This window comes from Psychrobacter nivimaris, assembly GCF_043419765.1.
GTDB lineage: Bacteria > Pseudomonadota > Gammaproteobacteria > Pseudomonadales > Moraxellaceae > Psychrobacter.
Map to the genome: position 1 here is coordinate 331909 of NZ_JBHOFX010000003.1, position 13254 is coordinate 345162.

Annotated in this window: 12 protein-coding genes and 4 tRNA genes; 8 read left to right on the forward strand and 8 right to left on the reverse strand. The window is 42.3% G+C overall.

The features are described from left to right. Window positions 1-30 precede the first annotated feature (30 nt). Window positions 31-711 carry a hypothetical protein gene (locus ACHEVO_RS08120; RefSeq protein WP_394124569.1) on the reverse strand — a complete coding sequence of 227 codons (681 nt, stop codon included), beginning with the start codon at window positions 709-711 and terminating at the stop codon, window positions 31-33. Window positions 712-1156: 445 nt separating this feature from the next. Here ACHEVO_RS08120 and ACHEVO_RS08125 point away from each other — a divergent pair. From ACHEVO_RS08125 to ACHEVO_RS08155, 7 genes are all read left to right on the forward strand, one after another. Next, window positions 1157-1232: transfer RNA gene (locus ACHEVO_RS08125), tRNA-Gln, on the forward strand. 240 nt (window positions 1233-1472) lie between these two features. Beyond that, window positions 1473-1548, forward strand: a tRNA-Gln gene (locus ACHEVO_RS08130). Between the two features lie 109 nt (window positions 1549-1657). After that, window positions 1658-2605, forward strand: coding sequence for a ribose-phosphate pyrophosphokinase (locus tag ACHEVO_RS08135; RefSeq protein WP_057758042.1), 948 nt, complete (start codon window positions 1658-1660; stop codon window positions 2603-2605). A gap of 421 nt (window positions 2606-3026) precedes the next feature. Then, entirely contained in the window at window positions 3027-3707 is a 681-nt protein-coding gene (locus tag ACHEVO_RS08140) for a 50S ribosomal protein L25/general stress protein Ctc (protein ID WP_057758040.1), read from the forward strand. Between the two features lie 175 nt (window positions 3708-3882). Then, a complete protein-coding gene (pth, locus tag ACHEVO_RS08145) occupies window positions 3883-4464 on the forward strand; it encodes an aminoacyl-tRNA hydrolase (protein ID WP_101205142.1) in 582 nt (193 codons plus the stop codon). Between the two features lie 100 nt (window positions 4465-4564). Further along, window positions 4565-4945 carry an aspartate 1-decarboxylase gene (panD, locus tag ACHEVO_RS08150; protein ID WP_010196068.1) on the forward strand — a complete coding sequence of 127 codons (381 nt, stop codon included), beginning with the start codon at window positions 4565-4567 and terminating at the stop codon, window positions 4943-4945. Between the two features lie 188 nt (window positions 4946-5133). Then, window positions 5134-6141, forward strand: a complete 1008-nt coding sequence (locus ACHEVO_RS08155; RefSeq protein ID WP_298808810.1) for a calcium/sodium antiporter — start codon at window positions 5134-5136, stop codon at window positions 6139-6141. 78 nt (window positions 6142-6219) lie between these two features. Here ACHEVO_RS08155 and ACHEVO_RS08160 read toward each other — a convergent pair whose 3' ends face one another. The 3 genes from ACHEVO_RS08160 to ACHEVO_RS08170 form a co-directional block, all read right to left on the reverse strand. Beyond that, entirely contained in the window at window positions 6220-6882 is a 663-nt protein-coding gene (locus ACHEVO_RS08160; RefSeq protein WP_298808812.1) for an RDD family protein, read from the reverse strand. A 265-nt stretch (window positions 6883-7147) separates the two neighbouring features. Further along, window positions 7148-7224, reverse strand: a tRNA-Arg gene (locus tag ACHEVO_RS08165). A 181-nt stretch (window positions 7225-7405) separates the two neighbouring features. Beyond that, a tRNA-Ser gene (locus tag ACHEVO_RS08170) sits at window positions 7406-7495 on the reverse strand. A gap of 393 nt (window positions 7496-7888) precedes the next feature. On the opposite strand from ACHEVO_RS08170, the gene ACHEVO_RS08175 reads away from it, so the two are divergent. Beyond that, window positions 7889-8683 carry a hydroxymethylpyrimidine/phosphomethylpyrimidine kinase gene (locus ACHEVO_RS08175; protein ID WP_394124570.1) on the forward strand — a complete coding sequence of 265 codons (795 nt, stop codon included), beginning with the start codon at window positions 7889-7891 and terminating at the stop codon, window positions 8681-8683. A 108-nt stretch (window positions 8684-8791) separates the two neighbouring features. Here ACHEVO_RS08175 and ACHEVO_RS08180 read toward each other — a convergent pair whose 3' ends face one another. The 4 genes from ACHEVO_RS08180 to ACHEVO_RS08195 all read right to left on the reverse strand — a co-directional run bounded on the left by ACHEVO_RS08180 (window position 8792) and on the right by ACHEVO_RS08195 (window position 13107). Continuing rightward, window positions 8792-9352: a YggT family protein gene (locus tag ACHEVO_RS08180; protein WP_224737825.1), complete on the reverse strand. Its 561-nt coding sequence runs from the start codon at window positions 9350-9352 to the stop codon at window positions 8792-8794. Between the two features lie 128 nt (window positions 9353-9480). Then, complete coding sequence (gene proC, locus ACHEVO_RS08185) at window positions 9481-10314, reverse strand: pyrroline-5-carboxylate reductase (RefSeq protein ID WP_296209212.1); 834 nt, start codon at window positions 10312-10314, stop codon at window positions 9481-9483. 177 nt (window positions 10315-10491) lie between these two features. After that, window positions 10492-12066: a tRNA lysidine(34) synthetase TilS gene (gene tilS, locus ACHEVO_RS08190; RefSeq protein WP_394124571.1), complete on the reverse strand. Its 1575-nt coding sequence runs from the start codon at window positions 12064-12066 to the stop codon at window positions 10492-10494. Window positions 12067-12303: 237 nt separating this feature from the next. Beyond that, window positions 12304-13107, reverse strand: a complete 804-nt coding sequence (locus ACHEVO_RS08195; RefSeq protein ID WP_102078709.1) for an acetyl-CoA carboxylase carboxyltransferase subunit alpha — start codon at window positions 13105-13107, stop codon at window positions 12304-12306. Between the last annotated feature and the right edge of the window lie 147 nt (window positions 13108-13254).

Sequence of the window (13254 nt, forward strand, 5' to 3'; positions counted from 1 at the left end):
ATACCAATACACAGTGCTGCTAGGCCAAATTCATGAACTGCAAGATATATGAGGCCTCCTAGCACAGCACAGATAGCGATAGTAATAATTTACAATTATTCCAACACAACCTACCTTGTTAGAGGCTAAGTCTTTAGCTTTACTTAACTCTTGTTCGACTGTCATTTTGGGCGTGTTTTTACGAAGCCGCTTATCTTGCCTGTAGAACCAAAAGCTAGGAATACCAAATAGCATAAACGTTAAAAACCATTGACGACGTTCTATACGCTGTTCTAACTTAAAATAAGCAAGCTGATCTTCATATCTGTATACCTTTTTGTCATCAACGCTGATTTCATATACAACATTGCCAATCCATGTATCTGGTTGATAGAGAATATCAGCGATCTGTCCAGAATAATCATAGGCTTTACTACAGCTATTTCTCTCATTATATTCACAGTGCAGACGGATCTCATTAATGAACAATGACGACGAGCTATTTTTACCTACTCGGCGGTTAAGTGGCTCGTTTGGAACAATTCCGTGTACTTGCTCAAGACCGCTCTTACTTTCGACAATCTCGGTGAAAGAAATCGTTGAGTGTAAGAAAAAAATTAAAATAATAAGAAATGGTACAGCACCAATGAGGTTAGTGTAGTATTGCCTTGGAACAATAGGTTTTAAATACTTCATCGTGCCAAAAGCAAAGAATATAAAAAACAGCAACATGAATGATGCCATTATGGGAGAAGCAATAAAAAGCCCTATCACTGGAAATACTATTGCATAGATAAAGCTTGTATAAACAAACTGCTTCGGTGTTGGTTTAATGAACCACTATTTTATACCCAAAAAAACATTCCTTACTGGCTATTTATATAACTATATTTAGTTACTCTCTATTGTAAGATATCTTGGAAATTATAGAACTTGAGTTTAGATGATTTCCTTAAATCATATTATATAAGACATTCCTAGAATGTTTCCATCACGCCAGAATTTCGCACTAGACTCACCCTGCTAGAACCCACTCACACAACCCAATAATAACTTTGATTAACACACTAATTTTCGGAACTTACCTACCAAAACCACCTCATTACGAATAAAAGTCATAAAAAGCCGCAAATAACTTGCAAAATCTGAAAATTTACTTATAATAGGTCGCCACAATAGGGGTATAGCCAAGTTGGTAAGGCATCAGGTTTTGATCCTGACATCCGTTGGTTCGAGTCCAGCTACCCCTGCCATTTTTTAGTACGAAGCGTTAGAGATACATCAAGTATAAGCGGTTTATAAGTGACCTCTTATGCTATTGTCATTGACAACGTTATCCCAGTTTCGGTATAGTTCGCAATGGACACCGCTAGGGAAAAGTTATGTTTTAAACGGTTTATCCGTTTTTTAGATAACTGACAGGTCATGACACTATATTGAGAACGACTACTTAGTCGCTATTATATATCAGTTGTTCATAGCCTAGACATTACAGGGGTATAGCCAAGTTGGTAAGGCATCAGGTTTTGATCCTGACATCCGTTGGTTCGAGTCCAGCTACCCCTGCCATTTTTTACTGTAATAGTATACTTCAATACCTTCACCACTCTTTTCTTAATTTGAGCAGTTTGACACTGCTTAGCGGTCGCTGCTTGAGTCAATCAATAGGACTTCTGTCATGCCTTATTTGGCGATTTTTACGGGTAATGCCCACCCAGAATTAGCAAAAACCGTAGCCGATCATCTTCACATACCTCTTGGTAAAGCTGACATCACGCGTTTTTCTGATGGCGAAATTGCCGTGGAAATCAAAGAACACGTACGTGGTAAAGATGTGTTTATCATGCAGCCTACTTGTGCACCGACCAACGACAACTTGATGGAAATCATGATGATGGCTGACGCTTTGCGTCGCTCTAGTGCTGGCCGTATCACAGCTGTCATGCCGTATTTTGGTTATGCTCGTCAGGATCGCCGTCCACGCTCAGCTCGTGTACCTATCTCGGCTAAAGTGGTCGCTGACATGCTAAACATCGTTAGTATCGATCGCGTAATGACTGTTGATTTGCACTCAGATCAGATTCAGGGTTTCTTTGATATCCCTGTAGACAACATCTACGGCACACCTGTATTGCTAAACGACCTACAAAAGCAAGACTATGACAATATCATGGTTGTTTCACCTGATGTAGGCGGCGTGGTTCGTGCACGTGCGATGGCCAAGCAGTTAGGCGATACCGACATGGCAATTATTGATAAGCGCCGTGCTCGTGCCAATGAGTCACAAGTAATGCATATCATCGGTGATGTTCGTGACCGTGATTGCGTTATCGTTGATGATATGGTCGATACTGCAGGTACATTGTGTAAAGCCGCTGAAGCATTGAAAGAAAATGGTGCACGTCGCGTTTTAGCTTATATCACGCACCCTGTCCTATCAGGTAACGCACTGAAAAACATCAGCGAATCTGCATTGGATGAAGTGGTTGTGACCGATACGATTCCACTATCTGCTGAAGCCAAAGCTTGTAGCAAAATCCGTCAGGTAAGTATTGCACCGATGCTAGCTGAAAGCTTACGCCGTATCAATAACGAAGAGTCTATTAGCGCGATGTTTGACGCTTAATTTGATACAGTTATTTTTAAAACAGCTATTGCGGTAATTCTTAGTAGCAATGACTGTAGTAAGACATCTTAAATAGTCAAAAAACAGAGCGTCAAGTATTCTTACTTGGCGCTTTGTTTTGTGTAGGCATTTTGCGTAGGTCTTTATTATTGCTACAGAATCACGTATAATGCGCGCCTGTGCTGACCTTTTCGTGGTTTTTATTAGGCTAGCACTATCAAAAGTGCTGATCATGCTTAACAGCAACCATCGTTATGGTAATTATCGTAGCGAGCGCTGCTATAAGCAAATGGCTAAGCTTAGACATTACGAGGTTTATTCGTAACGATAATATTAGCTATCATCACGTATTAGTGGATTGGTCGCAAATCCACTTTTTTATGACCAGACACTTCATCATTTTTTTTATAGGATTATATCCATGAGCATTAATCATTTTGAACTAAACGCCGTTGATCGTGCTGCTGAACTACAAGGTAAAGGTGCGAGCCGCCGCCTACGTAAGCAGAACCTAGTTCCTGCTATCATCTATGGTGGTAACGAAGAGCCAACAGCTATCTCTATCAAGCTTAACGAACTAGTAAAATCACTAGAATTCGAAGCATTTTTCTCACACATCTTGACTATCAACGTTGACGGTGAAGAGCATCAAGCAGTTATCAAAGACTTGCAGCGCCATCCAGCTAAAGGCTTCCCAATGCATGCTGATTTTCAGCGCATTGTAAAAGGTCAGAAAATCCACATGAACGTTCCTGTTCATTTCACTGGTCGTGAAGATGCGCCTGGTACTGCTGCTGCTGGTGTACTATCTACGCTAGTATCTGATATCGAAGTTATCTGCTTACCATCACAACTTCCTGAATACCTAGAAGTAGATGTGTCTGGCATGGAAATCGGTGATTTGTTCCGTCTATCAGACATCAAACTTCCTGAAGGCGTTGTAATTCATGAGCTTGAGCTAGAAGACGGCCATGACCGTACTATCGTTAACATGCAGCCACCAACAGTAGAAGAAGTTGATGCTGATGCTGACGTTGATGCTGATGAAGTACCAGCAACTGAGCAAAACGACGGTACTGAAGAAAACAAAGACAGCGAGTAATAACTGTTTCTAACTAGTGCATTATTTTGTGCTGGTTAGTGATACATTCGTTTAGTCAATAAAACAGCAGGTGATTAAAATCTCCTGCTGTTTTTGTAAGTAAGGTTTGAAAATAAACTGTCTATCAGTACTTCAAACCTTACCCCTATTTATCAAATTCAAGCAGGGTGTTTTTATGGCCATAAAGCTTATTGTCGGTCTTGGTAATCCTGGTCAGCAGTATATGTTTACGCGTCATAATGCAGGATTTTGGTTTGTCCATCATTTGGCTCAGCAGTTTAATATCACGCTCTCCCCTGATAAGAAATTTCATGGAGTGACAGGGCGTGGGCAGATTCATGGGTCTGATGTGCGTTTACTTATGCCGCTGACGTTTATGAATAAATCTGGTCAGTCAGTGGTGCCTATGGTAAATTTCTATGGCATCAAAAATGATGAATTGTTGATTGCTCATGATGAGCTCGATATTCCAGCTGGTAGTATCAAACTCAAAACAGACGGTGGACATGGTGGTCATAACGGTCTACGTGATATCACACCGCATATCGGCAATGATTTTCATCGCCTGCGTGTGGGTATCGGCCATCCTGGTCACAAGTCTAAAGTTAGTGGACACGTTCTCTCTAAAGCATCTCCCGATGAGCAGATTGCGATTGATAGCGCGCTGACAGCTGCTTTTGAGGCGCTACCATTGTTGTTAGATGGTGATGTCGAAAAAGCACGTTCACAAATTAATGGCTTTAAATTACCAGAATAATATAGTCATTCAATGATAATGACCTTTTATTTTGGCAGTTTTATCCCCATTAACCTTTTGATTTAGTTAATTAATATCAGTTACGCCAAGGAACCAACCTATGCTACTTAATATGCTTAAATGCAAATTGCACCGTGCCCGTGTTACCCATGCCGAGCTTCATTATGAAGGCTCTTGCGGTATCGACGGCGATCTATTAGATCTTGCTGGTCTACGTGAAAATGAATCTATCGATATCTATAACGTGACCAACGGTAAGCGCTTTCGCACCTATGCTATCCGTGCTGAAGCAGGCTCTGGTATTATCTCGTTAAATGGTGCTGCGGCTCATATGGCAGATTTGGGCGATATCGTTATCATTTGTGCTTACGCGCATTTTGATGAAGTTGAAGCGTCAACGTATCAGCCAAAACTGGTCTATTGCAACGAAGACAACACCGTTAAAGACACAGCAAATATCATTCCTGTACAAGTTGCTTAATATGACAGGATGGTGAGGTTTTGGTAAATTTAAGATAAACACAAAGTTATATCTTTGAATTAGCTGCTATTATTACTAAAAATCTCGATGCTAAAGGGAAAGCTGAATCTAAATCAAGATTCGGCTTTTTTTATGCCACTTTTATTTATAAAATTCACATTTTTCATCATATACAAGGAAACATACTGATGTGGTTGGCCGCGCTTGCAATACTGATTGGGTTAGCAATTTTAGTTTGGAGTGCCGATGTCTTCATTGATGGAGCGACAGCACTAGCAAAGAAATTTAGTGTGCCTAGCTTCTTAATTGGTGTCTTAATATTGGGTATAGGCACGTCAGCGCCTGAGATGGTGGTATCAGTACTAGCAGCGATAGAAGGCAGCCCTGAGCTGGCTCTAGGTAACGCTTATGGCTCAAATATCATCAACATCGCATTGGTACTTGGTGCAACTGTATTGATTAGCCCTATTATCATCCGTAGAGGCATCGTAAAGCGCGACTTGCCCTTACTGCTGCTAATTACTGTCATCGCCGCTTGGCAGCTACGTGATGGGACATTGAGCCAAGTTGATGGTATCGTATTGTTGATTTTGTTGGTCGCCGTTTTAGGACTACAGATCATAATGAGTATACGCGAAGGCTATCATGAGCACGAAGACGATATAGTCGTGGCTAATGCTGACTCAGAGCACTTAAATAACTCAGAGAGCTTAGAAAAGCTAGAACCAAGCGTAACGCGTGGTCTTGCGAGTTTAATCATCGGTATGCTGATGCTCGTAGCCAGCTCACGCGCTATCGTTTGGGGTGCTGTTGAGCTAGCAACGCTATGGGGGCTTAGTGAGCTTATCATTGGTCTAACGATTGTCGCAGTTGGGACATCATTGCCTGAACTGGTATCGAGCCTGTCAGCAGCCCGTAAAGGCGAGCATGATATGGCACTTGGCAATATCATTGGCTCTAATATTTTCAATACTTTGGCAGTTGTCGGCTTAGCAACCGTCATTGCTCCTATCGCTGCTGATCCAGTGATTCTATCACGTGATGTAATGGCAATGGGACTATTGACGATATTGCTAGTTACCCTGTGCGTATTTGCCTTTAAAACAAAACGCCAGTTCGGTCGTACGTCAGGTGCCACATTGGTACTGTTTTTTATGGGCTACACTGCATGGCTGATTCAAAGCGTTAGTATTTAACTTTTTAGGCTAAACCAGCTGAGCAGTGGTACAACTAAATTTTACGTCAATAAAAGTTATTACGTTAATCAAATCAGACTACGATTTTTTCTTACGATTTTTAAAACCGCGCCATAGCCCTTCATGTGCCACTTTTGGCATCTTTAGGGTGATGGTGTTGGACAGCATATCTTGTACCGCCAGACCGCGAGGGTTGAACAGACAGAACACATAGTTGAATACCAAACCAAGAAACGCGCTGGCCAATAAGGCGGCGCGTGATCCATCAATAAGACTGCCAATAATGCCGAAAATCAGCGGCATCAAACAAGCGGCCAAGATACGCTTAAATGATTGACCCCATGTTAGCCATTGACCTGAATCATTGATCGTTTTTAACCGCCACGTCTGCATACCTAATGTCTGACCACCACGGCGCCAAAATATTCCGTAGAATGCCACGAGCGTCAGTACAAATGATGGCGTCATAATGGCGTTCTGATACCAAAGCGGCAGTGACTGAGCTTGTGAGGATTCAGTACCCGTCTCCATAGTCAATAGCGTGCCGACCACAGTCAATATAGTACCAACCAAAAACAATAACGCTAAAATCAGCATACCATCATAGAGAATCGCCACGACACGAATCATAGGCTTAGCGATGGTTGGCTCTTCGTTAGGATCTCGCTGTACAGGCGCACTCGATTGAGGCTTTGATTTGCGAGTCGTTTTTGACGGACGTTTAGATGGACTTTTTGACATGGTACAAGCTCATAGCAAGCAGTGAATAGTAACGCTATTGTACCGTAAATGGTGGGGCTATCGTACATTATCCTAGATGACTATCCAATATCGTAGATTGCTCTTTAATATTATTAGTTGGCTATCCAATCATGTTATACACAGAAGATGATCGTAGAATAAATAAGTAGAAGGGTAAAAGCTACAGACATAAAAAAACCGCCAATTGTCGTAAGACAGGCGATTATTTTAATAATTTTCAGCTTATATTAAGCTATTATGCAAATGGTGCGCCTGGAGAGATTCGAACTCCCGACCCCTTAGTTCGTAGCCAAGTGCTCTATCCAACTGAGCTACAGGCGCGTATTTTGCACTTTATCCACTGCGCAGATAATATCTTTTGCAGTAAATTAGGTTGGTCATTATATAGATAATATCGCTTGTGTCAACATCTTTTTTAATTAAAACAAATTATTTCTTGAATTAATTATTAAAATGTTTAACGCAGTATATTGCGTTATTACTCTAATAACAACTGAATAAATGGCGGTGAAGGAGGGATTCGAACCCTCGATACGCTTACACGTATGGTTCCTTAGCAGGGAACTGGTTTCAGCCACTCACCCACTTCACCTAACGATTCAAGACATTTATAAAAAATCTATAAACATAGTATTGATGCTAACAATACGTCTCATGTCGTGGGCGAGTATTATAACAAAGCCAAAACGAATTGCAAGCGTTGTCTACAGATTTAATGCGGCTTTTATCAAAATTATAGATATAAGTACTTATATTGCATTTTTATAAGGAAAATTGCGACATATCATCGCTAAATATAACGACCAAACTGCTCACTAATATTAGGCCTACTCACTCTACCGTCTTATACCTCATCCACAAGCACAAGCATAAGCATAAGCATAAGCATAAGCATAAGCATAAGCATAAGACTATGATAGATTTTTTAGTAGTAGGTGGCTATAGTATTTGTCACTTACTTTAAAATATCTCAAAAGGAGCTGTTATGCGACCTGTCGTACTGTGTTTTTCAGGATTGGACCCTTCAGGCGGTGCTGGATTACAAGCGGATATCGAGGCCATTGGACAGTCAGGGGCACATGCAGCCATCGCTTGTACGGCGGTCACTATTCAAAGCTCGCAGCAGGTGTTTGGCTTTGAGGCTTGTGCAGCATCGTTGGTAAAAGCTCAAGCTACTGCGGTGCTTAATGACTTACCTGTTAGTGCTATCAAGTCAGGTATGCTCGGTACCACTGATAACATCGCAATGTTGACCAAAGTATTTGCTGATCAAGTTATCGATAACAACACGCCATTTGTCTTAGACCCTGTACTAGTCGCGAATAGCGGTGGCAGTTTGGGCGATGAGAAAACACTGGTTAGCGCCTTTAGACAATTACTGCCCTATGCTACTTTAATCACCCCAAATACTCATGAGCTACGTGCGCTTAGCGGTGAGCAAGATTTGCATGTCGGTGCACAAAAGCTATGTGCTCAAGGCGCTCATGCTGTACTCGTAAAAACTTCACATGATTTTGATAGCGGTGACATCGAGCAGTACTTATATATACAGGGTGAAATGGTCCTTAAAAGTACCTTGCCGCGCTTAGATGGTGAGTTCCATGGCTCAGGATGTTCACTCGCCAGCTTCATCGCTGGACGCTTGGCAATGGGCGATGATCTTATCGATGCGGTAAAAGCAGCAGACAGTTGGATTATTCAAACATTGCGGGCAGCTGATGCACCGCATCCTGATGATACTCAAGCTCAACTAATACCAAATCGCTTTGTTCGTTTTTAGCATATCTAACAAGCCATAGCTTACCCAAATAGCAGACGCAAAAAAGGCGCTCTATACTTTTATAGAACGCCTTTTTTATGACAGTTTTTAAATTTAACTCTATTAGACTTAACCTAAGGTTGGCAACACACTCGCAGCCAAACCACCGATGAATATCTCCAGCAAATAAAATGCTAAGAAAGCGACCATTGGTGATAAGTCGAGCATACCTAAATTCGGCGTGATACGACGAAACGGGGCTAAAATAGGCTCAGCCAAATTAATGATAATGCCAATAATCGGATGCTCAGATCTGGTAAACACCACAATCCAGCTAACGATAATAGAACCAATCACTAGATAGCGACACATGCGTAAAAAGTCTAACAATAAGCTAGTGGTACCCGTAAAGAATAGCGGTACAGGGGCAATACCTTTATGTGTCAATGCGGCCTTTCCAGAAATATCGATTAGACGAATCAAAAACATCAGCACGATAGCGGCAATGCTAATACGACCCTGTGCAACAGTCGGAAAAATACGCCCGAACACATCGACGATATGCGTCGCTTTATAAGCAGGTGCAATCATCGGATTGCTCGCATCCATTCCTGCAAACTGCAACATAAAACGAATAAACACCAGCATCATAGCGAATGTGGTGACCAAATCAAAAATTTGAAATAACATGTTGTTCATGAAGTGCTACTCAATGTGACATTATTAACAGATTCTAGGATGACAAATGTCATTATCAGATGCTGATGATTACATAAGGTGTGTCGTCAGTTATCACTCACAGCACACCTTGTCAGTGTTTACTTACTCATCTCTTCACTTAACGCTTGGCTACGATCATAGCAAGCTTGCATGGCTTCGCTGATTTGACGACCAATCTCATTGGCTTGCATTGACTCGACCGCTGCCTGAGTAGTACCGTTCGGTGAAGTAACTTTACGGCGTAGCTCAGCTGGTGCATCATCACTGTTCATCGCCATTTTTGCAGCACCTAACATGGTCTGCATAGCAAGCGCTGAGGCTTGTTCTTTATCCAGCCCTAATGCAACTGCCCCATCGACCATCGATTCGATGAAGTAAAACATATACGCTGGCGCTGAACCTGATACAGCTGTAACCGCATGCATATGCTCTTCGTCATCGACCCACATGACCAAACCTGAGGCTTCCATAACGGCCGTTGCTAGCTGTTTCTGTTCTGCTGAGATGTTATCTGTACCATAAAGGCCTGTCGCACCCATCTGAATCATAGAAGGCGTGTTTGGCATTGCACGGACGATATTGCTATAGCCGCCCAACATGTTTGATAAAAGATCAGTCGACAAACCTGCCGCGACTGAAATGACCAATTGATTGTCTAGTACATCAGCAAAAGCACTTACCACTACTTTCATCATTTGTGGTTTGACTGCGAGTACCACTATATCTGCACCGATCACAGCAGACTTTGGATCAGCCATTGGATCAACAGTATTTAGACCTTTGGCGGCTAATTGCTCACGTGCATCGCTGCTAGGATCGGCGACCGTGATTAGATTTGGTTTGATGCCGCAACCCACAAGCCCGCTAATGAGCGCTTGTGCCATGTTTCCGCCACCAATAAAACTGATTTTTTTATTATCTAATACCGACATACTTGTCTCCTAGTCACAAAATTCAAAGGTATTCAACTTAACATACTGATATGTAAAACGACACTCAGTTTATCATACTGCCACTATCGCCGTTTGATAAATTCAAAATGTCACGCCTGACATCAACCTGATAAAAATCAACGAGTCAGCCAACGGATATTAAACTTTTGACGCTTTCTATTTTAGACTAAGCTCACTTGCAATGTACTCAGCCAATTGATTGCTTTTAGCATCGCTATCCGTCTGCTCAGAACTCAAAAGCCAACTCTCAAATGGTGATGCTAGTAACAGAGGAATATCAGTTTGTATGTCGCTTCCATCTTCAGATTTTTTTGTAAGGGTAATGCTGACTACTATTAAGCTTTCTCGTAGCCATAATGGAATCCCAAGCGTTTGATACAGTTTTTTGCCTGCTTGTGGGCGCGCAGCCATCTCAGTTTTCAACCGCTGTTTACGGTCTGATGGCGCTATTTTCAACACTGCCAGCTGTGCTATACCGTCCGTACTATTTTCTAGTAATCGTAACAGTGCATCTGCTTTTACTTGCAACTGCCAAGTATAACGACCACTGCTACGCATGGTGAGTGATGTTAAATTATTAGCTGAATGACTAGATAAGTTACTAGATAAGGTCAGTCTGGATAATGGTAGTACCTGCTCGGTCAATGGTACGTTTAGCCAAGACAGCCACTCGCTGCTCATACGATAGATCTGCTGACGATAGCGGCGAATGGTATAAGACGCCTTACGACCTTGCCAAAACAGTTCTGTCTGATGGTCTTGGTCATCACGTAGGCTGAGAGTTAGTACGTCATCGACGAGTTGCTTAGCAGGTGGTAATGGCTCATCTTGACCGAGCCAATAGTGCAATAATTGCCGCTGACGATACATGGGTAGCTTTTGCAACGCATCAATATTTAATACACGCTGTGCAGGTGAAAGTTGCAGGTCTGTATTTTCTGTCTGCTGCATATCCTGCATAGCTTGAGCATTGACTGTTTCTTGCGCATCACTTAACAGCTGCGCACTTCGAGCGATATTATCAATGACATTAGGATTGTATATAGCCAGTATTGGCATAATGTCGCGGCGTAGCCCACTACGTACGTTGTCGCCGCTGTCATTGGTAGGATCATCTATATAAGGCAACTCTAAACGCTTAGCATAGGCGCTAATAGTGGCTCGTCGTATCGTGAGCCAAGGTCGCCACAGGATATTGCGCTGTGCGCCCTGCGTTTGCACTCGCCATGGCTGCATACCAGAGAGACCATTGACTCCAGCGCCTTGAATCAATCGCATTAATACCGTTTCAGCTTGGTCATCAGCGTGATGCGCTAATAGCAATACATCGTCTTGGTTAATATAAGCACGCATAACATTATAGCGTGCTTGCCGAGCGGCCTGCTCATCATGTCCGTTCACTTGTGCCTGTAAAATGCGACAAGGTATCTGCTGCGCTTGCGCCCAGTTGGCAACATGCTTAGCCCAATGCCAACTATCCGACTGTAACCCATGATCGACATGTAACAGCTGTGGCAGACATGGCAATTTACCTTGTCGGTAGAGCTGCACACACAGCGCTGCAAGTGCCAATGAATCACGTCCACCACTACATGCCAACCAAAGACGGCGACCATGCAACTGATCACTATACACAGACATACTGCTCAATAATGCGATTGCTAGTGTCTCATCAACTGGCAAATCAGCAATTGATTTAATAGGATGTGAGATGATTGCACTGCTGGTCATATTCAGCCTTAGTCATTAGGTAGTTATATATTTATTACTGTACCGATGTGTGAGCACCTATGCTAATTACCACATTGCGTTAGGTGCTTTGTATTAAGGGCTTTGTATACTAACAGCCACAAAAAAACGCGCCATTAAATGACACGTTTTTATTTTAGCATTAAGACTTAGACTCTAATATGAAAAGCCTATTATTAAATAATAGAGACTTCACAATAATAGCACCATAACAACCAATTAAGCAGGCAGCATCACTTCTGAATTGAAAGACTTTAGCTTTTCATAGCGTAGTTCGCAACGTTCTTGAGGATCTAAATCTTTGATTTCATCAAGCTGCTCAGTAATCAGTGCTTTTAGTGCATTCATTACAGGTTGTGGCTGCACATGTGCGCCCTCGCCTTCTTCGATGACAGCGTCAATCAAACCCATTTGGTAAAGGTTAATGGCGTTTAGTTTTAGCGCTTCACTAGCGTCTTGTGCTTTTTCAGCGGTTTTCCAGAGGATAGAAGCACAGCCTTCTGGCGAGATCACTGAGTAAATGCTGTTTTGTAGCATATTTACTTTATCGCCAACACCAATTGCCAATGCGCCTCCTGAGCCGCCTTCACCAATGATAGTCACAATTACAGGCACTTTAAGGCTAGAAAATACAGCAATGCTTTCTGCAATCGCTTGCGCCTGTCCGCGCTCTTCTGCACCAATACCAGGATAAGCACCTTGAGTATCTACAAAGGTCATCACCGGAATGTTAAAGCGCTCTGCCATTTTGACCAAACGAATCACTTTACGATAGCCTTCAGGGTTGGCCATACCAAAGTTATGAGCAATACGCTCACGAGTGCTACGACCACGATGCTGACCAATTACCATCACAGGCTGACCATCGAAACGCGCAAGACCACCCAAAATGGCTTTGTCATCGGCAAAAGCACGGTCGCCATGCAACTCGTCAAATTCGGTAAAAAGCTGATTAACATAGTCCATAAATAATGGACGCTTGGCGTGTCGTGCAAGCTGCACACTATCCCAGACAGTACTCATAGACGCTTCCCTTTAATAATTATACTTAATGTATTTATGTTTAAGAATAATATCGTTATCCGTATTCAGATAATGAAAGTACAGTTGTAAACTCAATAGGAGCTATAGTAGCACATCTTAAATAGCATGACATTATTGACAACGCCG